The sequence below is a fragment of the uncultured Maribacter sp. genome, assembly GCF_963977385.1.
GTDB lineage: Bacteria > Bacteroidota > Bacteroidia > Flavobacteriales > Flavobacteriaceae > Maribacter.
The window spans coordinates 1-24,996 of the sequence record NZ_CAXBOU010000020.1 but is presented as its reverse complement, the minus strand read 5'-3'; the positions used below and the strand labels follow the sequence as shown (position 1 = coordinate 24,996).

Here is a 24,996-nt window from a genome sequence, read left to right as displayed (position 1 = left end):
GTTAAGGTATGAAATCATTTAAAATTAATACTCCCTGTTTACGAATTTGTCATTATGAATCATATTTAAGTATATTTAAATCATATTTATTATCAATTCTATGAAATTACGTTTAAGTCTTTTTTTATTATGCCTATTTGCAATCAGTATTGTTAAGGCAGAAATAACGTTACCCAATATCTTTTCGGATCATATGGTTTTGCAAAGAGAATCTAATGTTTTGTTATACGGATGGGCAAATCCAAATGAGGAATTTACGATTTACACAAGTTGGGATGATACCACGTTAAATGTAAAAACCGGAAATGATGCGAAATGGGAAATACAGGTGGCAACGCCAAAAGCGGGAGGGCCTTATCGAATTAGTTTTAAAGGGAATATTAATGAAGTTATTTTAAAAAATGTGTTGATAGGTGAGGTATGGCTTTGTTCAGGACAAAGTAATATGGAGTGGAGTGCCAACAGCAATATTGACAATAAGGAGTTTGAAATTAAAAATGCAGACCATCCGAATATTCGATTATTCACTGTTGAGAAAAGAACTGCAGTATATCCGTTAGATAATGTAATAGGAACTTGGGAAACTTGCTCTCCTGAAACCATGCAAGATTTTAGTGCCGTGGCTTATTTCTTTGCTAGAAAAGTTCAAAAAGAATTGAATATTCCTATAGGGTTAATCGATTCGTCTTGGGGTGCTTCTTGTGCTGAAGTATGGACGCCAGAATCTGTTTTTGAAGCACATCCAGAATTGGTTACAGCACATGAACTGATTCAACCCAATAAATGGGTGACGATAGAGAAATCTATTTTATATAATGCCATGATTGCACCATTGACCGATTTTAAAATTGGAGGAGTTTTGTGGTATCAAGGAGAATCGAACACGGCTAACGCAGAATCTTACCAACAGATTTTTACTGAAATGATTACTTCATGGCGCGCTAATTGGAATAATGATTTTCCATTTTACTACGTGCAAATTGCACCGTTTAAATATGGTGGAGAGTTCGAAGGTGGTATAGTTCGTGATCAACAACGCAGAACTTTAGCCTTGAAAAATACAGGAATGGCACTGACCAGTGATATTTGTACGGTTGAAGACATACATCCACAGAACAAACAAGACGTTGGTTTGCGATTGGCAAATATAGCTTTGAAACAACATTATAATATTTTAAAGGACCAAGAGGTTTATGGCCCTTTGTTCGATTCTGCAGAAATTATAGGGAGTCAAATTCAGGTAAAATTCAGTCATGATAAGGGGTTAAAAAGCACCAAAAAAAATATAGAATTATTTGAATTATCAAATGCGAAAGGGGAGTGGTTTACGGCTAAAGCAAAATTGAAAAATGGTGCTGTTTTAGTGAGTTCAAAAAACGTTAAAAACCCTAAAGCAGTCAGGTACGCTTGGAAAAGTACTAATTTAAGTAATTTGATTAATGAAGCAGGTTTACCTGCATCCACATTTACAACTGAGTGAAGTAGAGTGCGCGAATGACCTTTAAAATACTACGCCCATCCAATCATTACTGTTATTCAGCTAAAAACAAGTACTATTTTTTGATTAATAACTAAATTGTATTCAATAACTAATTCGAAATTATGCAGATAAAAGAATCCTCAGAATTATATGATGTCATTATTGTTGGTTCTGGCGCTGGTGGTGGAATGGCTACCAAACAGTTGGCAGATGCTGGTCTTAATGTAGCTGTAGTTGAGGCGGGTCCATTTTTTGACCCAGCTGATCCTAAAACTATGACTCAATTAAAGCAACCATATGATTCTCCTCGTAGAGGAGCAGGAACTGATCGTGCTTTTGGTGAATGGGATATGTCTTGGGGAGACTGGGAAGTTGATGGAGAGCCATACACACATGAAGAAGGTACAGAGTTTAAGTGGTGGAGAGCAAGAATGTTAGGTGGACGAACCAACCATTGGGGACGAATTTCTTTACGATTCGGACCAAAAGATTTTAAAGGAAAAACGCGTGATGGGCATGGTGATGATTGGCCTATAGGGTATGATGATGTTAAACCTTACTATGATAAATTAGATAAGCTAATTGGTGTTTTTGGAACCAATGAAGGCCGTGAGAATGATCCTGACGGATTCTTTCTTCCTCCCCCGAAACCAAGATTGCATGAGTTGTTTTATATCAATGGCGCAAAGAAATCTAATATCCCTGTAATACCGGGTAGACTTTCAATGTTGACCAAAAGAATTAATGAAGATCGCGGTGTTTGTTTCTATTGTGGGCAATGTTCCCGTTCTTGTTCTGTATATGCCGATTTCTCAGCGGGTAGCTGTTTAATATTTCCAGCACAGAAGAGTGGTGGTAAAGTAAAGATATTCGTTAATTCAATGGTTCGCGAAATAACGACCAATGAGGAAGGTAAAGCAACAGGAGTTTCATACATCAGTAAAGACGATAGAAAAGAATACAAGCTTAGAGGAAAGGTTGTCGTATTGGCTGCATCTGCATGTAGTTCGGCGCGAATTTTGTTAAACTCTAAAAGTAAACAACACCCTAACGGATTAGGAAATAGTAGTAATCATGTAGGTAAGTATTTACATGATTCAACTGGTGCAAGTGCCGCAGGTATCATCCCAGGATTGTTAGATAGAAAGACTTCTTATAATGAAGATGGTGTTGGTGGTATGCATGTGTATTCGCCATGGTGGGGCGATAATTCCAAGCTAGATTTCCCTAGAGGGTATCATATTGAAGTTTGGGGAGGTATGAGTCAACCTAATTATGGTTTTGGTTTTGATCCTAATGCAATGAACAAATACTTCGGATTAAAATCTGGAGGTTATGGAGATAGTTTGCGAGATGATGTAAAAAAATATTACGGTTCAGTAATTGGTTTTGGTGGTCGTGGTGAAGGTCTTGCTCGAAAAGATAACTATTGTGAAATTGACCCAACAACTGTTGATCAATTTGGTATTCCTGTATTAAAGTTTAATTACAAGTGGTCAGATTTAGAAAGAAATCAAGCCAAGCATATGCAAGATACTTTTGAAGAGCTAATTCATAATATGGGTGGTCATTATTTAGGTGATAAACCTGGTAAGGATAAAGATTATGGGCTACATAAACCAGGTGAAATAATACATGAAGTAGGAACGACAAGAATGGGTGATGACCCAAAGACTTCCGTAACTAATAAGTATCAGCAGTTACATGATGTTGACAATGTTTTCATTGTAGATGCAGGGGTTTTCGTTTCTCAAGCAGATAAGAATTGTACTTGGACAATAATGGCACTTTCATGGAGAGCATCTGACTATATTATTGAACAACTTAAAGCACAAAACATTTAGATGATGGACAGAAGAAAGAGTTTACAAACATTAATACTTGGTGGTGCTGCGGCCAGTACTGGTTTAGTATTTAATTCCTGTAAAACGGAAAACGCTGATACTATCGATGAAGCTATTATCAGTGGTAGTGAGAAATATTTTGGAAGAACGCCAGAAGAATTGGAGCGTATTGAAAAAATAAATGCAGAGCAATTATTTAATGAACATGAGATGGAAACTATTGCAGCATTGGCTGTAGTTATTCTTCCTGCAAAAGAACCGCATGGCGGACCTATTGAGGCTGGTGTTCCCGACCTTGTAGAATTCATGGGAAAAGATATTCCAGAAATGGCACCTACGCTGTTAGGTGGCTTAATGTGGTTGGATCATAAGAGTAATACAGAATTCGGAGCAGAGTTTAAGTCTATTACCTTAGAACAAAAGAAACAGATCTGTGATGAAATTTGTTGGCACGATGAGGAAATACCTTTAGAAAAACAACCTTTAGAAATACAGTTTTTTTATATGATGCGAGGCCTAACCGTAACAGGTTATTATACCTCTGAAGTAGGTATAGCAGAACTAGGCTATAAAGGTAATTCACCTAATGTTTGGGATGGGGTACCTCAAGATGTTCTTGACCAGCATGGTGTAGCTTATGATCCAGCATGGATAGCAAAGTGTGTAGATCAGAGCCAAAGAAATGTCATCGCCGAATGGGATGAAAATGGTAATTTACTTACCTAGATAAAAGAAATAATATGAAAAGAATTATCATAGCCACTATCCTTTTGGGTAGTGGTTTTCTGGGGCAGTCACAAGAGGTTGGCTTGCAACTCTATAGTTTGCGGGATCAATTTAAAGTTGATGTATCAAATACATTGGGCCTAATTAATGAATGGGGAATTACTAAAATTGAAGGAGGAGACACTTATGGTATGCCCGTTGATGATTTTAAAGCTTTACTTGATAAAAACAATTTAGACGTAGTAAGTGTAGGTGCTGGTTTTGATGACTTAGAGAATGACATCGAAAAAGTCATTAAAAACGCTAAAGATTTTGACGCTAAATATGTAATGTGTGCTTGGGTACCTCATGATGGTAACAAATGGGATTTGGAAGAAACAGAACATGCAACCAATGTTTTTAATAAAGCAGGTAAGATTTTGAAGAAAAATGGACTCACCCTAGCTTATCATGCGCATGGGTATGAGTTTAGACCTTATAAGAATGGTACGTTGTTCGATTATATGGCCAAGAATGCAACTGATTTCAGTTTTGAATTAGATGTATTTTGGGCACAACATGGTGGTGCAGATCCGTTAGCTTTGATGAAAAAGTATCCTAAAAAGTTTGTCTTACTTCATTTAAAAGATATGCACAAGGATGTAGTTGGAAACGATACCGGCCATGAAGAAGATGATTCTAATGTTGTGCTAGGTACAGGTCAAGTAGATATTTCAGGTATTGTTGCCGAAGCTAAAAAGTTAGGTATAGAATATATGTTTATTGAAGATGAATCATCTGATGTAGTTTCACAGGTGCCTAAAAGCTTAGAATATCTAGGTCAATTAGAAAAATAGAACCAATTAACCATAAAAAGCCCATATTTCAATTATGAAGTTTGGGCTTTTTTTATTCTATTTTTTTAAACTGTAATAACCTAAAGTCACCAACTTGGCTACCTTCTATTTTTAAGGCTTTGAGTGTGAGTGTGCCACTTCCTTTGGAAAGGGTAATAACACCTAAATTAAGCGGTTTAAAATCTTTAACATAAGATTCCATTCTTGGAACTCTATCCTCGTTCATGCCAATTAATTTGGGGTTATGTGGTTCTATAATTTTCTTAGCTATTTTACTATTGTTAAAGCTTAGTTCAACAATTGACCCTAAATCTATTTCTGGGCACGTATAGTACAATTCTACCTCAAATCTTCCATCGTCAATTACCTCAATATTCCAGATAATTGAATCTTTAACTGATATCCAATTTGTGAAAAATGAGTCATTAGGCCATTGATTACTTCGTTTAATATTTCCATGGGCTTCACCGTCTCTTGCAGGCAGCTGAGTATATAATGCTTTTGGGTAACCCAATGTGAAATCACGTTTATCGTTTTCCTTGGTTATTTGAATCGTCTCTTTTTCCCAGCTATTCTTTGCCGTAATTAGTGAGTCTGTAATTTGTGGATATTTATTCGATACATCAAATTTTTGACCACGATCAATACTAATATCGTAAAGTCTATTTTCTTCATCTAATCTAAATTGCTGACTTCTAACACTTGTTTTACCATTCCAATGATTATAGATAAAACGGTCTTTAATAGGTACAGCATTTCCTAATAGTAATGCGCTCAAATCTATGCCATCAATTGGCTTTTCTGTTTTTATAGGTATCGATAGTAAATTGCAAAGGGTTGGCAAAATATCGATACCACTTGCTACTTCGGTAAGGTTCAACCCTTTTTCAATATGGTTCACCCATTGAATATAGAATGGAGTACGAACGCCACCTTCATCTACGTATCCTTTTTTACCTTTCATGCCACCGTTCCATCGGTATGAATTAGGTCCATTGTCTGAAAGATAAATAATGATGGTGTCCTCTTCTAAACCTAGCTGTTTAATTTTATCGGTAACTCTGCCAACATTATCGTCTATATTTTCGACCATGGCCAACGCGGCTTTTGTAAATTGTAAATCTTCCCCTATATCAGCTTCAGAAAGTAATTCTAAGGACTTGTATTTCATTCTATCCCAATATTTATCAGGTACTTGCATTGGACTATGAGGGGTGTTGTAGGGCAGATAAAGAAAGAATGCTTCATTGGCATTCTTCTCAATAAAATCAAGTCCTTTATCTGTAAGGTCATCTACTAAAAAACCATTCCCTTTAACTATCTCTCCATTATATTCTAACATGGGACTAAAGTAATTACCCCAATGGCCAGAAGCGAAACCATAAAACTGTTCAAATCCTCTTGAATTTGGGTGATAGGGAGGTTGCATACCATTATGCCATTTGCCAAATGCAGCAGTATGATAACCTACATTTTTAAGAAGTTCAGCTATGGTAGTTTCATTCAAATTAAAACGTTCACCTCCAGATGAGGTTTCATAAACGCCCATACGAGTAAAATATCTACCGGTCAATAATTCGGCTCGTGTGGGTGAGCAAACTGGTTGCACATAGAAATTTTCAAAGGATGCTCCATTAATTCTTAAAGAGTCAATATTGGGTGTATTTAGATTGGTGTTACCATTGCTACTTAAATCGCCCCAGCCTTGGTCATCAGCAAGAATCAGAATTATGTTAGGTTTTTTTATTGAGGGTTTCGAGCTTTTTTCCTTTACTTTTTCAACACAAGAAATTAGTGCTGATAAAAAGATAAGAATGCTTAATATTTTAAATTGCTTCATGAAATATCTAAAGACTTTACTGGATTTTTAAAATTTACTCTTTAACCGCTAAACCCACCATAGAATCTGCTGTTCCATAATATAGAAACCATTTATCTTTAAAATAGACCAAACCTTCAATGAAGGTAGTACCGGCCTTATACTGACCGCTTATTTCATGTGGTAGGCTAGGACAGATAAAAGGAGTGTCTAGTCTTTCTATCATCTTAGTTGGGTCATTTTTATCGAATAAAACTTGCCCTCCACAATAGGTTCCTTCTGGAAATTTGTCTGTGGCACCTTCGCCGCTTAAATTCTTTCCATTGTATAGTAAAAGAATGCCTGCATCTGTATATAGGGCAGGAGGACCTGGTTCGGTTAAGTGGCTATCGAACTCATTTAAAGTTGGTTTAAAACTATGCAGTAATTCTCCTGTTTCGGTCAATGTTGGCTCCCAATCGACACCATTACTAGAAGTTGCAAGATTTACAAATAGCTCGCCCCAATACATTAAGTACTTCCCGTTTATCTTTTTCGCAATCAATCTTCCATCTGCCAGCTCTGTTACAATAGAACCCGATTTGCTCCATTCATTTAAAAACTTACCATCATTAGCATCTTCAAAAATAGGGCCTTGTTTAGACCAATTTCTCAGGTCTTTAGAAGTCGCACTTGATAGACGGGCAACATCTTTATTCCAACTTGTGTATAACATAATAAAGGTGCCATCAGGAGTTTCCACGACACGTGGGTCTTCGATTCCGCCAGGTTGGTCCCATTGCGAAAATTCGTCATTATCTGGGAATAGTACAGGTTCAGGATATTTTGTGAAGTCAATCCCGTTTGTACTATAAGCCAATCCGATACGAGAGGTTCTTCCGCCTAAAATAGCAGCAGGATTATCCTCTGCCCTAAATAATAGAAATACAGTATCGTTTTTTACGATTGCTCCAGGATTAAAAACATCGGCTTTTTGCCATTTTACTTCGTTGTTTGATATTGGGTCTAAAAATGTATAGGTCGAATCTGCCTGCATTATTGGATTTATTTTGGTTTTTTCAAAACCTAGCAACCAAGGAGATTTGTTAACTTCTTTAGATTCAGATGTTGAGCCTTTTTCATCTTTACAAGAGATAAACAAAATTGCGAGTGTGAAAAATAACGATATATGGTGGTTCATAGTTTTTGGTTAAATTGCTATAATTAAAAGGTACAAGTAAGGTAGTTATTATTCTACAAGTACGTAACCTATTAAAGGAAGATGTTGAATAACAGAAGGGTAAAGAAAATGAGTTGCTTAATGACTTTAAAACAAGAATTTAGAAAAAGCTTTAGATTAAGAATGATAGCGTTTTTTAATTTGGTGTTGATACTTTCTTGTAAAGAAAATGTTAAGACAGAAATACCTGAGTCAACACCGACAAATGTATTCGTAAAAGTAGATTCTTTGCCTAAAACTGATATTATAGAATTAAAAAGTAAAAAGGAGGTAGTGCCTTTAGCTTCACTTATTGATACAACATTTGTAAGATTGGCAGATTACAGCGATGGTTTTGCCTTTGATTTAAGATATGCTACCGATAATAATTTCTTAAAAGAAAAAGTATACGATTGTGCTGAATGCTATACTAGGGTAAAAACTGTAAAAGCTTTGTTAGCAGTTAATAAAGAATTTAAGGAACACGGAGTTAAAATAAAATTTTATGATTGTTACCGGCCAAATTCAGTACAATACAAAATGTGGAAGATAGTTCCCAATCCGCAATATGTGGCAAATCCTGTTAAAGGTTCTATTCATAACAAAGGTGGGGCCGTAGATATTACTTTGGTAACTATAGAAGGGGAGGAGTTGGATATGGGTACGGATTTTGATTTTTTCGGTAAACGTGCGTATCATGATAATTTTGATTTGCCGAAAGAAATTTTAGAAAATAGAAAATTATTGAAAGAAACCATGGAGAAATATGGTTTCTGGTCGACAAGAACAGAATGGTGGCACTATAACTTACAAGGAGCATCTAATGATCCTATAGCCAACTTTAAATGGATATGTGAATGAAAAAGGTTAGAGATATGAAATATATAACATTGCTTATTGTATTAATTTTTGGAGGGCAAATCATGGCACAAGATATTATTATACCATTATGGCCAAAGAATAAGATACCAAATTGGAAAGCAAGTGATAAAAAAGAAGAATATATAGAAACAGGTGGAATTCACAGATACGCAAATGTACAAGAACCTACAATTGAAGTATTTTTGCCTGCCAAACAGAATGCTACAGGTGAGGCAATGTTAATATTTCCAGGTGGTAGTTATCGAATACTAGCCTATGACTGGGAAGGAACGGATATTGCAAAATATCTGAATGGTAAAGGTATTGCAGGTATAGTTGTTAAATATAGATTACCATCAGATGCATCGCAAACAAATAAACAAAATGTACCATTAATAGATGCTCAAAGAGCTATACGAATGGTTCGTTATGATGCTGAAAAATTTAATATAGATATAGATAAAATTGGTATAATCGGATTTTCTGCTGGCGGACATCTCGCATCTACCTTGGGCACACACTTTGATAATCAGGTTTATGACCCTATAGATGATGTGGATAAACAAAGTGCCCGACCAGATTTTATGGTATTAGGGTACCCAGTAATAAGTATGGGCCCCATGACTCATGAAGGTTCTAAGAAAAATTTATTAGGTAAGAATCCTTCCCAAAAAAATCTAGATTCATTTTCAAATGAAAAACAGGTTACCACAAATACGCCTCCAACTTTTTTGCTTCATGCTACCGACGATACCGCCGTTCCAGTTGAGAATAGTTTACTTTTTTATAAGGCCCTAAAGGATAAAGGAATCTCGGCTACAATGCATATTTATCCAAAAGGAGGACATGGTTTTTCGTTAGCACTTAAAGATCAGTATTTAAAAGGTTGGCCAGAGCTTATGCATGCCTGGATAGAAAGCCTTGAATAGTTTTTATTTTACCAGAAGAACATAGAAGATAATCTAGTTAACTTTTATATTTTTGCAATCCAAATTCGGGATGTAGCGCAGTCCGGTAGCGCACTCGGCTGGGGGTCGAGTGGTCGCAGGTTCAAATCCTGTCATCCCGACGAACCACTTTTTAAGTGGTATCAAAGCACTGTTAACTGACTGGTTGACAGTGCTTTTTGTTTTTAATGTATTCAAATGAATTCATTTGATATCATATAAAAGGTGTAGAGTTCGGTGAATGAATCGGTATACAAGTTGTTGTAAATTTAAGTAGCATTTAGGGCTATTTAAGGTCGTCTTTGCAAACAAGGTTTGTTTAATTCAAAAGACGTGTATCATGCGCAACAACAGCACTTTAGCAGTACTTATTTTCACTCGGGACATTACCTATAATCCCGATAAGCTAACAATTTATGCCCGGATTACGGTCGATGGAAGGCGCGCCGAAATCAGTCTAAAACGTTATACTTCGGTGAATGTTTGGGACGTTTCCAAAGGAAGGGTCATTGGAACGACCCAAAAAGCAAGACTGCTCAACAGCTATTTGGATGAGGTGTATGTACAAATTATGGAGGCGCATAAGCAATTGCTTTCCGAAGGTAAAGTGATTACCGCACAAGCCGTCAAAGCCCGTTATTTGGGGCAGGACGAACAACACAAGACCTTGATGGAATTGGTCAAGTACCACAATACCACTATGGATTCCGTACTGAAATACGGTACGATGAAGAACTACTATTCCACGGAACGCTATCTGCATAGATTTTTGAGGGATAAATTCAAGACCCCCGACATCTACTTGAAGCAATTGAATTACCGATTTATTGCGGATTTTGAACAGTATCTAAGAAATTATCAGCCGGATAAGGCAAGACGGACTTGCTCCAACAACGGTGCGATGAAGCACTTGGAACGCTTGATGAAAATGACCAACCTTGCGGTCAAGTTGGAATGGTTGGAGAAAGACCCTTTTCACCAATTCAAGTTAAATTTTCAAAAACATAATCGGAGTTACTTGTCCGAAAGAGAACTCGAACTAATCGAGGAAACAACTTTTAAAGGTGCGGGTTACGAAAAGGTTCGGAACGTATTTCTATTTTCCTGTTATACAGGTTTGGCCTATATAGACGTAAAGCAGTTATTAGCCGAACAAATGGTTTTGGGTATCGATGGGAATTATTGGTTGCATACCAAAAGGGAAAAAACGAACGAAATCGTCAAGATTCCACTACTACCAAAAGCAAAGGCCATCATTAAAAGATATGCTGATGAAATGAGGCAGCATCCAGAGGGTAAGTTGCTACCTGTTTTCAGCAATCAAAAGATGAATAGCTACTTGAAAGTGATTACAAAGGCTTGTGGTATCCATAAAAAAATCACATTTCATTCCGCCAGGCATACTTTTGCTACCACGGTAACACTTTCCAATGGTGTACCCATTGAAACGGTGTCAAAAATGTTGGGCCATGCAAAATTGACCACTACACAAATTTATGCACGGGTGTTAGAGAAGAAAGTCGGGGAGGACATGCAAAATTTGATTGCCCAATTTGAGTCCAAAAAGCAACAGAAACTTTCTAAAGTCGGCGATTGATTTTCAAATTAGGCAAACCATTTAGAGGTATTCAAATTTTAGTAGCGAAGCGGAGAAGGTTTGAATAGCAAGAGGGTAACACGCTAAAGCGATGTTACGATATTCAAACCATTGATTTTCAATTAATTGAAAACATTCTGGTTATGGAGCTTAGGCTAAATTTGCGTCAAACACCCTGTAAGCCTCTAAAAACACTGAAAGAATTTACAGTAAACCGTTTTGATGACATAAATCGTTTAACGATTAAAATACTGCTATTCAATTGATTATAAAAATTATAGAAGTACTCATGAGTTTTCCACTAGGACAAATTTGCGTCAAACCTTCTGGAAACGCCTGAAAACATTAATAAAAATTACAGTAATGGATGTGAAAATTAAAAGAAAAAATACCTTTTCGGCTATAAGTATCAATCGGATAACCGCTGAGCGATTCCGTGCCTATTCCAAAACCGTTTCAAAATCACATTCGGATACGATTGATACCATGATCGACTTTTTTGAAAAAGCGAAAATAACTCCCAAAAGTGAAGTGATTATTAGCTTTATCAAGTTCCAAAACTACATGATGGGACGTATTGATTATATAGAGGAAGTATTGCGTAGGATGGAGCGTGAGCAGCTAAAGCCCACCCATGATATGCTTAAAAGCCTATTCGAGGGAACGGCATTGAAGAAAAAAGAGCAACCCTTACTCGTGGACAAAAAGAGCATGAGAATGACTAGAGAGGAGTGGAATATGGAAGAGGGGAAAGTTTCCTTCGAAAAATACCACGATGCCATAAAAGCAAGAAGCAAAGACCGACAAACTTTTTTTAAAGTTCTGGAAAGTATTACTAAAGTAGAACCCACTTTTGGGAAGCCTTATTTTAAAGTTGAAATTGATGCAGTTGAATTGGAAAGGATTCGAAAGGAATTAAATGGAAACCAAATTTAGTTTTTATCGGATTCACTTTGCATTTTTGTTAAACTCCTGAAATTTAATTGGAACGCTTTTTGTTATTTTAGTTTATTCTGACTGACTTCGACCAAACAATGATAAAGAAATCGCTTTTTTATTTTACACTGCTTTTACTCTCCTTTTCCTGCGTTACACGGATGGAAAAGCCCCAAAGCTTTAAAGAACCATTTAAACGAATTTATTATGATGAAAGTTGGGGCTATATAGATTCAAATGGCGACACTCTCATCCCTCTTAACAAATATGAGTTTCTAAATCCGCTTGATAAAGAAGGAATGATCCTTGCCCATAATGAAGGTCGTTCTGGCTACATCAATATCAACCAAGATACTCTTGTTGATTTTATTTATGAGGACATAGGGCTTTTCTCAAATGGTCTGGCACCAGCAAAAATGAATGGGAAATGGGGCCATTTAACTAGGTCAGGAGAAATTATGGTTCCATTTGAATTTGACAATGAGGGCTATTTTTATAATTGTGGTCTTGCTGCTGCAAAGCAAAATGGGAAATGGGGGTTTATAGATAAATCTGGAAATGAGGTAATACCAATAAAGTATGAAAAAGCTAGTTTCAACAAATTGGATTCATACGTTTGTCTATCCCAGAACAATAAATGGGGTTTTTTTTCATGTGATGGACGGAAATTGACAGATTTCCAATATGATCGGATAGTCGAAGGCAAATATAACGAAGATAATTATACCTACTTCAAAAATGGCCCATGTCTGGTAAATATTGACGGTAAGTATGGGTTCATTAATGAAAATTTTAATGTTGTAATTCCCTACGGAAAGTATACAAAACCTATTGCCTTCGATCAATCGAAAAGAGCGATAATTGAAACATATATGGGATTCGGTTTGATTGACCCTGAAGATCGTTTCATTCTCGAACCAAAATATGAATCAATTGAATATTTTCCGTATCCCTCCGAACGATATAAGATTAGATTAAATGGATTAAATGGAATTTTTGATTCTTTTGCAAACAAGATTTTACCAATCCGATATAAGTCTATTGTGCCCAACTATTTCAAGTTTGATACTATTTCAAAAGGCACCCTGATACTAAAAAATCAAAATGGGAAGTTTGGGGTATCAGATTATGATGGTAATATTCTTATTCCTTTGGAATACGATTCCATTCAGAAGTTTCAAGTTGTTAACGGTTATAGTTATTCGGTAGTCTTGCGAAATAATAAGTACGGTCTAATTAACTGGCAGGGCAAAGAGGTTATACCAATCGAAAATAACTTTATCCGGTCAGGTCGGTGGTTTGATTACCTTATTGTCGAAAATAAAGGTAAGTTCGGTTTATTTACCAAAGGCGGAAAAGAAATCATTCCGTTGAAATATGACTATTTGAGACCATGCCACTATGATGAAAATAACCGATTCATTGCTGGTATTAATGGTAAGTTAGGAATTATCAACAAAGAACAGGATACAATTGTTTCTTTGGAATATGATGAAATTTCCAATTGGGTAGAATACGGTCCGAAAGAACATCTTGTGGTGAAAAACGGGAAGCATGGGTTAATTGGTAGGGAAGGCGAAATTGTTGTTCCTCCAATCTACAATGAAATAACCGTTAACAATAGCAAACTAATAAAAGTCAAACAGGATGAATTGTACGGAACCATTAACTGGAAAAACGAAATAGTACACCCCATTAAATATGAGCAAATCTATTGGGAATGGCCTTACTTAACTGGCAAAGATTTGGATACAGTTTTTTTAAAGGAATCAGGAAAATATTTCGCTACCGACACTTTAGGAAATATCCTTGACAACTCCGTTTCCAAAGAGTTTATTGAAGAAAAGTTTGAGTACTTGATTACTTCAAACAATTCATACTAGGAGATATAGGATGCGCCCTATTTCGATTTTACTTAACGCTTATCTACCGGAACACTATAAAATCGAAACAGGATCCGTGCGCAAAGTTTAGAGGTAAGGATTTGGGACAGTTTAAAAAATGCCTCAAAATTAAAAGTCCAACCTTTATAGCTAGAGTTAATCTTTTTCAATCCAGCTATTTAATATTAAGGAGGGGTCGACAACTGGAAGTGTCAAGCCGTTCCAATTGGTTCTTAGGGTCTTTTCAAAAATAATACCTCTTAGAGTAGAATAGGAGATACCTGATAATGTGGCTACAAATAAAGTCTGGAAAACAGGTAGGTCATCCTCATTTAAATGATACATTTCTTCTAAATTTTCAATAATAAAATGGAAATTATAGCGGAATTGACAAGATTTCGCTTTGTCTTTACCAGATGTTTTGAATTCTACTTTTAATCCCAGTAGAAAACCATTAGCAGAAATGTTATAAGCACTTTTATGAGCAAGGTTTGTATCGAATTCCGACTGTTGATCAGCCTCATCGATTTCTTCAATTTTCGAATACACCTCTTCAATTAACTTGAGATGTATTTTTGCTGGATCGATATTAATTTTTTGTTTTGTCATTAGCTTGCGTATGCAGGCATGGTAGTATTATAATTACCTTCTGTATACTCTTCCACTTTTTCCCTAGTAGTTCTTTCAATATGGAAATAAACGTATTTCTCAACTTGTTCTACGTGAATAAGAGGCTCTCCTAGGGCTATTTCCATTTTTATAATGGATTTTTGAGTTAAATTATGTGTGCCGCTTAACCACTTGGATACTTCGGATGGAGTTTTTCCTAGCATTTTTGCAAAATCGGTATCACTAAGCTTTCTTTCTTCCAATATTTTATGGACTTTATTTGAAATGGCAAGATTAAGACTTACTAGTCTTGCGATTTCAGGATTGCCTTTTTCTTTAAGCCAGTTGCTTATGATTTTATTTTTTTTCATAGTTAATAGTATAGAATTAGGTCATCTGAATAGTCTATATCCTTATTTCCATCAATCCAAACGATATCCCGTTCTCTGATGGCACTGTCAATTACGTTTGTTAGTTTATTGGCTAATTCGAAATGCTTTTTCACATTTGGACATTCTTGAGGCGTTTTTGCAGTTTTTACGGCACCTGAAAATAAAATAACCACATTTTCATTCAACCTATGACAATATAATCTAAGGTTGTTGGGTACTGTTTCACCATCTTCGGTATAAACGGGTTCTTTTCCGATTTGATTTGGGGGCAAGCCCATGGCTTCTCCCTGATGTTGCTCATGTCTAAAATATCTCGTAGTTGCTCCATATTTATCACCTATTTCCCCTAACCATGCAGTAATATGGTTTAGCTTATCAAGATTCAAAACTTCCTGCTCTTTAATGAAAGACTCGTATAAAGAATAAACATAGTCAACACTTCTATCTTCTTGATTCAAACAAACAGAATAGTAACATACTTTGGAATAATCATCAATATGTTTTAAGCGTACTATGCCATTCATTGGTCGGTAAATATATAAATTAATTTCACTTATAAGTGAAATGCTATGTTATTTTGTTGTGAAAACATTGTATTTTGTAGTGTGGGTTGTATAAATGGAATTTATTTATCGGTAAATATCTAAATAAATAATCAGTTGATTTATAATTACAAGCATATATATCATCTAGTAACATTTTCTTTTTAATCCCACTTTGGAGATTGATGCTAGTTCTTATAAGAAAAGCTAAGCGATCTTATGTTGTCCCCACGACAAATTTGTTCCTTAGCAGCCACACTTGTTGTTTAAAAATGTTTGATTTTGGGTACTTTTAGTACGGTAGATAGATTTTTTACAAACCATATACGATGTAAATGAGGGATTTTAATTCACTAATCAAAAATACTGGTGAAGTTTCAGCGATTGTAGGTTATTACAAACAATATGAAATCTGCGCATTGGAAATTTACGATGCACTTTTAAACAATCAGTTAGAAGAAGTAGAGTTCGCTTCCAAAGAATTAAAAAAGCTTGATGACATACTTATAATTTGTAAAAATTATGTACTGGCTTATCAAGTAAAAGATATTACTGAAAATTTTACATATAAAAGCTTTCTTAATTCTGACAACAATCTTTTTAAAGGAAGTTTTGAAGATTTTTCACTGCTAAAATCCAAATACCCTAATAAAGAAATAAGAGCCTATTATATATCAAATCAAAAACCTTCATCTCATGATAAAATTCAATCATTTAGCGGTGTAGATAAACCTCATTTTAAAAAATTTAAAAGCTTCTTTTGGGATGAAATAAACGATTCATCTAAGTCGTTGCATTCATTTTCATCAGATTGGACACCCATAATTAATGAGTTGAAAACTGTCTCTAATTCTAATGATGAGGAGCTAGAGGCATTTATCAAATCGTTTAGATTTTTGCTTGAAGATGAATATGCAAAGGTTAAGAATACAAAGCTAGGGGTCAACTATTTGAGAATTGATGATATTGAAAAAATTTCTAGACAGATCTTTACTATTATTGGTAAAAGAGGAAATGTCATTTTAAACGAAAACCAGATATTACATGAGTTTGGTTTGTTATCACGTTACGAAACACATTTTAAACACTCCTTTTTTGTTGATAATGAACACTACCAGCCTATTAATGAAACTATAACAAATCTTGAGGACTTACTTAAAAATACACATGGTGGTTATATAGCATTAATTGGAAATGCAGGTTCAGGAAAGTCCACCCTATTAACTAAATGGATAAGTGGCAGAAAAGAAAATATACTAAAATACTATGCTTATGTAAATAAAGAATTAAACAACGAGTTTGGTTATAGAGGTGAGGCAAATATTTTTTTAAAAGATTTACTAGTTCAAATCAGAGAAAAACAATTTTCGCAACAAGAAAATTTGCCTTCCCACGATTTCCAACAGTTGCAAAAGCAACTTTATAGCGAATTGGAAATATTGAGCAGAGGGGGTGAGAAAACTTTTATTATTGTTGATGGGTTAGACCATATTGAAAGAGAACAGAAAGTCAACAGAAGTCTTATTGACATATTGCCCAATCCCGAACAGATACCACATAATGTCTACTTTATCCTTGGAACTAGAACTACAGAAAACCTAGAGGGGCTTCCGGACAGAATAAAGATTAATCTTCAAGACGAAAATAGAGTAATAGTAATAGCTCCATTATCAATAGCTAAAGTAACAACACTTTTAGATTCGCATCAAATCAGTTTAGCAAAAGACCAAATTTCTGCTCTACATTCCAATACTTTGGGACATCCTTTATTTCTGCGATACACCATTGAGGAAATCAAAAATGCTGATGAATCACTTTATGACACCATTATATCCCAAAAAGATTTTAAGGGTGACATTTACGATGAATATAAAATCTTCTGGAGTAAAAATAAAGATGAGGATGAGTTCGTCGACATTCTAGGTATAATTTCTAGATTTCGATACTCTTATGTTGATATTAGTTTATTACCTAATTTTATTAAAAGCCGTAAACATTGGAATAAGGTACAGAAAGTTTCCGAACATTACTTTTTCAGAAAAAATAATATTTGGCAATACTTCCATAACAGTTTTAAAGAATTTTTGAAAGAAGAAACCGCCAAAGATTTCATAACCGATCAATACAATGAAAAACTAAATAAAAACTATCACCAAAGAATTTATGATGTTATAAAAGATTTAGATAACGACTATGAGTATAATATCCTGTTTCATCTATATGAGGCACAAGAGTTTACAAAAGTCGTCGAACTTGGGAATCAAGAATTTTTCAGGTCACAGTGGTTTAGTTTCCGAAATTACAAGTACATTTTTGAAGATATAAAGATTACGGCAAAAGCATCGTATAAAGCAAAGAAACCTAAAGCTTTATTTGACTGTTTTGTTAGCTATTCAGAGTTGGACCAAAGGATAAATAATTTTTATCTGAGCAACTATACTAGTACTTTTTTAAATCTAAATTTAATTGCTCTATCTAATTCATTTGTTTTCGATGCAACGGAGCTTTTAGTATCGAATAGTAAGGTGTTAGAATATGCTCTAGACCTATATAAAAAGGGATACGAAGATTTGGCCTATGAACTTCTTAAAAAGGGTGAGCCAAATTATCTTTTAGATATTGCAAAACAAGCTTCTCCGAATAGATATGATAGAAATGAATTGAATGAAATTGATGAAGTTTCTTTAATCATTGATTGGGCTAAATTGGCAAGTCTATATAACGAATTGCGAGACGTTTTTAAACGAATCGAAAACTTAGAAATAGTCTATGATGAGCATAGGCCTAACAATAGCAAAAGGAATATCATAGTAGAAACAGTAGAAGGTCTTACCGATTTATATATTGAATTAGAAGATTGGAGCAGGCTAAATCAACTAGAAAAATATGTAAGAAACCTTGACGAATACAATCAGTTCTTTTTCTATTTTGATATAGTGTGGGAACTTCCAAATCAAGACGCATTTTATGAAAAGTGTCTTGATAGATTAACGACTTGGAAAATAACACAGTCAAATCCGATTAATAAAAGATTGGCATTGTTTAATACTTTGAGAGTAAAAAATCTTGATAAAGCAAAAATTTACTTTAAGCAATTACTTCCACCAAACAAGATTAAGTCCTCTAATAACTTTGATCGCTTTGATGAAGGTTTTCTAAATTATATTTTTCACTATTCAGGCCTATTTTATATTACATCTAAAAATTTTGAGAAAGAACCTGATTTTACCCCGATAGAGTCGAAAATAACCCTTACGGCGTACTATAAAGAGTTTGCAAAATTAGGTAAAGCCTTTGCTTACATTTATCATGATAGTCCCGAGGCTGCAAAGGAATTTCGCTTCAGATTTAAGGAATTAATGCACTATTTTCATTTTGATGTTACCGATTATCAGTACGAATATTCAATCAGTCAAAACAAATCATCATTAGTAAATCTAATTCTGAATATTAGTTCAAAAATCTCTAATGAATTTTTCAACGAAATATTAGAAGAGATAGATGAAGAGTGGTCAAACTACTCCCGATATTGGGGTAACAGTTCTAAGCAGCAAATAATAGACTTTGTTATCGACACAAAAATAAATGATACTTGGTGCGAAAACTATTTGAATCACTTACATAATTCCATTTTAGAATATAGTGATATAAGCTCTAGAATAGAAAGTGGTATAGAACAAATAGAGCTTTGGTCGAAGCTTGACAAATATGAAAAAGGGAATGATATTTTGAATAGGCTTATGTCTATTTCTGTTGATATTCGATATGAGAAGGACTATCAGCTTGATTATATGATTGATTGGCTTGTCAGCCTTGAAAAAGATAAAACAGAAGAGTTTGAATCTTATGTAAAAAGTCTCGATTCTATAAAGCACAAAACAAGTCATTCTACAGACTATATAGTTAAACAGATTTTTAATTACGCTTTGGGTAAAGGAAATAGTTTTAATCTATTTAAATATTTACTATTCAATCAGTTTACTAACTTAAATGACGCTTTAGAATCATTCTTAAGTCATTTTATAGAAAGGTTTTCAAACAACACTTCTTTTATAAAACTATATTCTAGAGTTATTCTCAACCATGATGGTTCAAATAGATTTAGAAGTACTTTCTTGAACAAATTATTTTCCTTAAAACCTAGTTTGGATGATTTGAAATTATTGGTTCAGGAAGTAAATATTTATGCGGTATATCAACAAAGAAAGGACTATTTATCTGCAATACAGGAATATGCTCAAGATATTGAACTCCCTTTATCTGAAATCGGAATTGAACAGGAGTTAACTTCTAAGTTAGAATCAAATTCTCCCTCTGAATTACGTCTTAAGGGATTAGATAAAATGGAATATGCCGAGGTTTTAGTAAAAGTGGATTCTTACCAAGATATTCTTAATTTATTGGAACAAGAAGACCAAGCAAATAGTTTCTTTAGATGGTCAAAAATTATTATTGAGAAAATTGATAAAATAACAGATGAAGAAATTAAATCCCTTGCAGAAAAAATAAACTTAGGGGTTTCAGAACTTGCAGATATTGCCGAGCACTTAGGCAAGAAGAATCGTGATAAAAAGACGATAAGCAAGCTGCTTCACAAGGCTATTGCAAATTCCTCGGATATTAATTGGAGTTGGGTATACGATGGGGGCAGTAAAATAAAAACCTATAAGCAATTGATAAAAATAGATGAGGGAGATGAAGTAAGGGATATTGCTTTCAATGATTTTGCCAACAGTATTGAAATATCGAGTAGTAGATTATTCAATACAATAGATGATATTTTTAAAATTATCGACCCCAAATTCTCCTATGATGATTATTATTCACATATAAAAGGCTATAAGGATCTATTTATTGACATTCATTATGAAGAAAACGATTCTCCTTCAATAGTCGGAATCGATTCCGATGATAAGATCCTAGAATCTTTAATTCTATTTCTTACTGAAATACCGAGTGGATTTGATAATATCATTTTTGAGATTCTGCTAGAAGAGTTCCAATCAAACCAACCTTTAGTCAAAGCCATTCTTAATCATTACCATGAAAATGAATACGATTTTAAGTTTATAAAACTACTTGCAGGACTTAGCTTAATAGATTTAGATTTTGTTTGGGATTTCCACGAGAAGTTAACAGGGCTTGTTAATCACGATCGATATGATATACATTCTATTGGTTGTAGAATAGTGAAACGTATGGGTGAAGATTATGAATCCTTTTACCACCCAAAAACTAAAACTCTGCCATTTATCTATACAATTGAAATTGTCCATAGCCCAGAATTAATTGTATCAGGAATTGAACGCATGGATAGAATTCAACAAACGGGGTATTTGAGAGAAACCAACGACCCTATCGAATATTGTAACATATACATGGAGGATATCAAGAAAATTTCAGAAGATAGTGGTTTAGAGGTAATTAATATTGCGACCAGAATTAAAAATATTGGAGAAAGCTATCACAAACAACCAGATTGGTTAAATGGGTTGTCCGAAAAAGAGATAAGAAACATATATAAACACGACCTAGAGTTAAAAATACCATACAGAAGACCTCAGTCTCAAAAGGTTTGGTGTGGCTTAATGGTTGTTTTAAAAGAGTTATTGGAATTAGACTACTTAGATAAATGGCTTTGTGATTTTATTTCTAATCAATTTGAAGAAGAAACTTTTTTTATAGGACCTACTAAGAAACCAAAATTCATATCCTCTATTATAGGCAGTGAAGAAAGAGATTATGCACCTTCTGCAAAAAAAGGTTGGGTTTATGAACTATCAGATGATTATTTAAGAGATAAATTGAGTTTTCAGGTTGAAAATGGGTTTTTTGTTCTTGCTGAAAATAGTATCATTGAAGGACAAGGTGACGGGATTAGCAGTGAAATTAGACAGGCTTTTGTGGCAATAGAGAAGGAATCTGATATAAAGGATAACCACACAATATTTAATGTTGATATGAAAGCGCGTATTGAGGATTACCATAATTTAAGCAAAAACAATTCCATTTGCTTTTACAATTGGATTTTAAACTTTGGAAAAAAAAGAAATTGGTTAGCCATAAATCCTAGTTTGGCTAAAGCAATGAATTTGAAATTATCTGATGAAGGTAATTTTCGCTGGGTAAATGAAAATGGAGAAATTGTTGTTGAATCAGTCTTTTGGCGTAATAATGATGAGGGTAATCGCAATAGAAATTTACACTCTGAAAGCGGTTTTGGTTGGTTTGTTATAATCTCCCAAGAAGGATTAAATAGAATCAAATCTCTTGGTGTTGGCCATTTATTCCATCATAAAAAAATATTTAGAAGAATGGAGTTTCACCAAAGGAGGTATAACACACATATAAAAGAAGAACATGACCATTGGAATATTACTGAAATAGACATATAAACTTGTTTATTTTATATTAAAATATTTCTTAATTTAGTATTGCAAAAGACGCATAAAATTTGCATCTATTTGTGCCATTTTGAACCGAGTTTAGAGTTCGGTTAACCATTTAAAATAGAGTCTTTAAAAGACTGATAGTTAACATATTGCGATGATAGCATTACTTCTGTCATCCCGACGAACGGCCATTTTGGCAATATCAAAACCCTGCTAATCGTATGATTATCAGGGTTTTTCATTTTCCATGCATTCATATGATATCGTTTGAAACCACCATTCTGGTGTGCAATTCGGTGTACAAAGCGGTACGTATTTTGTGCTAACTTTAAATAGCATTTAGACCATTTTAGATGTAGTCTTTAAACAAAAGATGTTTAATTAAAAAGACTTACAACATGCGTACAGACAGCACTTTAGGAGTAATTTTCTTTACTAGAAGAAAACGAAGTAATCCCGAATTATTGGACATCTATGTCCGAATTACGGTCAATAAACAGCGCGCTGAATTCAGTATAAAACGTGACATTTCGGTGTGCAATTGGCATATTTTCAGGTGTAGAGCCAAAGAAATCGACCATAATCACATTTTACTTAACACCTATTTGGATGACGTCCATGCCGAAGTTCTCAATGCCCACAAGCAATTACACTCCGAAAGGAAGGTGATTACCGCCAAAGGAATCAAGTTAAGGTACTTCGGGGAGGACGAACAGCGAATGACCTTAATGAAGTCTGTGGAGTACCACAATCTAAATATCAACAATGAACTCAGGATAGGAACTTTGAAAAACTATTTCTCTACTGAGAATTATTTAAGAGAGTTCCTCCAAGAAAAGCACAAAACGGATGATATTTATTTGGTACAACTCAACTATAGGTTTATTGTAAATTTTGAGAATTACATTAGAACCTATAAGCCGAAAAAAGAAAGAAGAACCTGTACCAATAATGGGGTGATGAAGCATATGTCTAGACTGATGAAAATAATTAACATGGCTATCCGAATGGAGTGGTTGGACAAAGATCCTTTTAAGAACTACAAGCTAAGGTTTGTTAAAAATGAAAGGGACTATCTTACAGAACGAGAGCTAGATTTATTTGAAGGAACTACCTTCATAACTATTGGCCTACAAATAGTCAAGGATATCTTCTTATTTAGTTGTTATACAGGTTTATCCTATATTGATATTAGAGAATTGAATCCCAATCAAATCCTTGTTGGTATCGATGGAAATAAATGGATACATACAAAGAGAATTAAAACCAACGAGCAACTTAAAATTCCATTACTTCCTAAGGCAAAAAAGATTTTAGAGAAGTACAAAAACGAAATTGTAGCATCAGATAAATTACTTCCTGTTTATAGTAATCAAAAGATGAATAAGAATTTGAAGGAGATTGCCAAGGCTTGCGGAATACATAAGAACATTACCTTCCATGTAGCGCGCCACACTTTTGCTACAACAGTGACACTATCAAACGGAGTTCCTATAGAAACAGTTTCAAAACTTTTAGGCCATACTAAACTCACCACCACTCAGATTTATGCTAGGGTTTTACAAAAGAAAGTAGGAGAGGATATGCAAAACCTAATGAAACTTTTCGAAGCAAAGGAGAAACAAAGAAGCGAAGCCCCCAAATCTTACCTTAACTGAAATGCGCATGGTTCCTGTTTGGTTTTTGTAGCGTCCCGATAGGTAAGCGTTAAGCAAAAACCGAATAGGGCGCACCTACTTTTTCCTTATGAAAGTACTCATTGAAAGTATTCAAGGTTTAGAAGCGAAGCGGATAAAGTTTGAATAGCAAGAGGATAACACGCTAAAGCGATGTTAAGAGTTTCAAACCATTGATTTTCAATGAATTGAAAATAATTACTTATTATAGTTTATTGAAAATTTGTATCAAACAAGCCACAAGACCCTATAAACGTTGAAGAAAATTACAGTAATGGACTTAAAGAACAAGAAAAAAAGCACATTTTCAGCAATTAGTATTAATCGAATAACAGCGGAGCGATTTCGGGCATTTTCCAAGACAGTTTCAAAATCACATTCAGACACTATTGACACGATTATTGATTTTTTTGAGAAGACGAAAATCACTCCAGAAAGTGAGGTGATGATTAGTTTTATTACGTTTCAAAATTACATGAAGGGCAGACTGGACTATATTATTGAACTAATTCGAGAACAAGAACTTAAATACCATAAGCCTACGCATGATATGCTTCTAAGTCTTTTTCAAGGTCAAGCTATTCAAGAAAATAAGCAACCTGTCTTATTAGAAAAGAGTTTAAAAAAGTTGACACTAGAAGAATGGCATAAGGAGCAAGGAACTGTATCCCTTGATAAATACCATGAACTAGTTCAGTCCAAAGGAAATGACTTGAGAAAGTTTAGAGAAGTACTCCGTAAAATAAAAAGAGTAGAACCCGCTTTTGGTAAGCCGTATTTTAAAATTGAAATTAATGCAACCGAATTGAATATCCTTGAACAAGAACTAATTAATAAATGAACTATTTAATCAACATAAGCAGGATGCGCCCTATGCGGTTTTTGCTTAACGTTTATCTACCGGAACACTACAAAAGCCGCACAGGAACCACGCGCAAAGTTAGGGGTAAGAATTTGGGACTTGCAGCACGAAATTTTGTTTCGCTCGCTAAAACTCAAAAAAATCGAGGACTTACGTCCCTAAGTAGACTAAATATTTGCGTGAGAAAGTTCTGCTAAGACTTTTAGTTTAAAGCTCTCGCTATAGCGTCTTACATATCCATCATTTTTATACATATACTTGAAGTGTTTTGTATACATATTTCAGGACGGGTCATAATTAATGCCAACGTGTTTGTATATGGTTTGTTGCGTGGTTTATGCAACTAATTTAGTAAATAATTACCGACCAAGAAAGTCCGCGAGGACTTTCGTAAGT

18 protein-coding genes and 1 tRNA gene are annotated in these 24,996 nt (G+C 34.5%); 13 read left to right on the top strand and 6 right to left on the bottom strand.

Features of this window, described 5'->3' with window-relative positions:
- The first annotated feature begins 100 nt into the window (after nucleotides 1-100).
- The 4 genes from AAC084_RS18025 to AAC084_RS18010 all read left to right on the top strand — a co-directional run bounded on the left by AAC084_RS18025 (nucleotide 101) and on the right by AAC084_RS18010 (nucleotide 4,886).
- Entirely contained in the window at nucleotides 101-1,480 is a 1,380-nt protein-coding gene (locus AAC084_RS18025; RefSeq protein ID WP_339841646.1) for a sialate O-acetylesterase, read from the top strand.
- A 122-nt stretch (nucleotides 1,481-1,602) separates the two neighbouring features.
- Nucleotides 1,603-3,324, top strand: coding sequence for a GMC family oxidoreductase (locus tag AAC084_RS18020; RefSeq protein ID WP_339841645.1), 1,722 nt, complete (start codon nucleotides 1,603-1,605; stop codon nucleotides 3,322-3,324).
- Nucleotides 3,325-4,050, top strand: a complete 726-nt coding sequence (locus AAC084_RS18015) for a gluconate 2-dehydrogenase subunit 3 family protein (RefSeq protein WP_339841643.1) — start codon at nucleotides 3,325-3,327, stop codon at nucleotides 4,048-4,050.
- A gap of 14 nt (nucleotides 4,051-4,064) precedes the next feature.
- On the top strand, nucleotides 4,065-4,886 hold the full coding sequence (locus AAC084_RS18010) for a sugar phosphate isomerase/epimerase (RefSeq protein WP_339841642.1): 822 nt from the start codon (nucleotides 4,065-4,067) through the stop codon (nucleotides 4,884-4,886).
- Between the two features lie 52 nt (nucleotides 4,887-4,938).
- Here the strand turns inward: AAC084_RS18010 and AAC084_RS18005 are convergent, their stop codons facing one another.
- On the bottom strand, nucleotides 4,939-6,726 hold the full coding sequence (locus tag AAC084_RS18005) for an arylsulfatase (RefSeq protein WP_339841641.1): 1,788 nt from the start codon (nucleotides 6,724-6,726) through the stop codon (nucleotides 4,939-4,941).
- Nucleotides 6,727-6,760: 34 nt separating this feature from the next.
- Nucleotides 6,761-7,885: a glycoside hydrolase family 130 protein gene (locus tag AAC084_RS18000; protein WP_339841639.1), complete on the bottom strand. Its 1,125-nt coding sequence runs from the start codon at nucleotides 7,883-7,885 to the stop codon at nucleotides 6,761-6,763.
- A gap of 108 nt (nucleotides 7,886-7,993) precedes the next feature.
- On the opposite strand from AAC084_RS18000, the gene AAC084_RS17995 reads away from it, so the two are divergent.
- From AAC084_RS17995 to AAC084_RS17970, 6 genes are all read left to right on the top strand, one after another.
- Nucleotides 7,994-8,764 (top strand): M15 family metallopeptidase, encoded by a 771-nt coding sequence (locus AAC084_RS17995; RefSeq protein WP_339841638.1) that lies wholly within the window; start codon nucleotides 7,994-7,996, stop codon nucleotides 8,762-8,764.
- Nucleotides 8,761-9,693 carry an alpha/beta hydrolase gene (locus AAC084_RS17990; RefSeq protein WP_339841637.1) on the top strand — a complete coding sequence of 311 codons (933 nt, stop codon included), beginning with the start codon at nucleotides 8,761-8,763 and terminating at the stop codon, nucleotides 9,691-9,693. Before AAC084_RS17995 ends, AAC084_RS17990 begins: the two co-directional genes overlap by 4 nt.
- Nucleotides 9,694-9,759: 66 nt before the next feature.
- A tRNA-Pro gene (locus tag AAC084_RS17985) sits at nucleotides 9,760-9,833 on the top strand.
- Nucleotides 9,834-10,051: 218 nt separating this feature from the next.
- The gene (locus tag AAC084_RS17980; RefSeq protein WP_339841636.1) at nucleotides 10,052-11,308 is read left to right on the top strand and encodes a site-specific integrase; all 1,257 of its coding nucleotides are present in this window, start codon (nucleotides 10,052-10,054) and stop codon (nucleotides 11,306-11,308) included.
- Between the two features lie 363 nt (nucleotides 11,309-11,671).
- The gene (locus AAC084_RS17975) at nucleotides 11,672-12,244 is read left to right on the top strand and encodes a BfmA/BtgA family mobilization protein (protein WP_339841635.1); all 573 of its coding nucleotides are present in this window, start codon (nucleotides 11,672-11,674) and stop codon (nucleotides 12,242-12,244) included.
- Nucleotides 12,245-12,405: 161 nt separating this feature from the next.
- The gene (locus AAC084_RS17970; RefSeq protein ID WP_339841634.1) at nucleotides 12,406-14,127 is read left to right on the top strand and encodes a WG repeat-containing protein; all 1,722 of its coding nucleotides are present in this window, start codon (nucleotides 12,406-12,408) and stop codon (nucleotides 14,125-14,127) included.
- Nucleotides 14,128-14,283: 156 nt separating this feature from the next.
- Here AAC084_RS17970 and AAC084_RS17965 read toward each other — a convergent pair whose 3' ends face one another.
- From AAC084_RS17965 to AAC084_RS17955, 3 genes are read right to left on the bottom strand one after another with little or no spacing between them, the layout of a single operon-like run.
- Nucleotides 14,284-14,736 (bottom strand): hypothetical protein, encoded by a 453-nt coding sequence (locus AAC084_RS17965; protein WP_339841633.1) that lies wholly within the window; start codon nucleotides 14,734-14,736, stop codon nucleotides 14,284-14,286.
- Nucleotides 14,736-15,107 carry a helix-turn-helix transcriptional regulator gene (locus AAC084_RS17960; RefSeq protein ID WP_339841632.1) on the bottom strand — a complete coding sequence of 124 codons (372 nt, stop codon included), beginning with the start codon at nucleotides 15,105-15,107 and terminating at the stop codon, nucleotides 14,736-14,738. The genes AAC084_RS17965 and AAC084_RS17960 overlap by 1 nt, the downstream gene beginning before the upstream one ends.
- Before the next feature lie 2 nt (nucleotides 15,108-15,109).
- Nucleotides 15,110-15,652: a hypothetical protein gene (locus AAC084_RS17955; RefSeq protein ID WP_339841631.1), complete on the bottom strand. Its 543-nt coding sequence runs from the start codon at nucleotides 15,650-15,652 to the stop codon at nucleotides 15,110-15,112.
- 353 nt (nucleotides 15,653-16,005) lie between these two features.
- On the opposite strand from AAC084_RS17955, the gene AAC084_RS17950 reads away from it, so the two are divergent.
- Nucleotides 16,006-22,065 carry an ATP-binding protein gene (locus AAC084_RS17950; protein WP_339841630.1) on the top strand — a complete coding sequence of 2,020 codons (6,060 nt, stop codon included), beginning with the start codon at nucleotides 16,006-16,008 and terminating at the stop codon, nucleotides 22,063-22,065.
- Nucleotides 22,066-22,166: 101 nt separating this feature from the next.
- Here the strand turns inward: AAC084_RS17950 and AAC084_RS17945 are convergent, their stop codons facing one another.
- Nucleotides 22,167-22,319 carry a hypothetical protein gene (locus AAC084_RS17945; RefSeq protein WP_339841628.1) on the bottom strand — a complete coding sequence of 51 codons (153 nt, stop codon included), beginning with the start codon at nucleotides 22,317-22,319 and terminating at the stop codon, nucleotides 22,167-22,169.
- 141 nt (nucleotides 22,320-22,460) lie between these two features.
- On the opposite strand from AAC084_RS17945, the gene AAC084_RS17940 reads away from it, so the two are divergent.
- Complete coding sequence (locus AAC084_RS17940) at nucleotides 22,461-23,720, top strand: site-specific integrase (protein ID WP_339841627.1); 1,260 nt, start codon at nucleotides 22,461-22,463, stop codon at nucleotides 23,718-23,720.
- A gap of 274 nt (nucleotides 23,721-23,994) precedes the next feature.
- Nucleotides 23,995-24,579 (top strand): BfmA/BtgA family mobilization protein, encoded by a 585-nt coding sequence (locus AAC084_RS17935; RefSeq protein WP_339841626.1) that lies wholly within the window; start codon nucleotides 23,995-23,997, stop codon nucleotides 24,577-24,579.
- Nucleotides 24,580-24,996 lie beyond the last annotated feature (417 nt).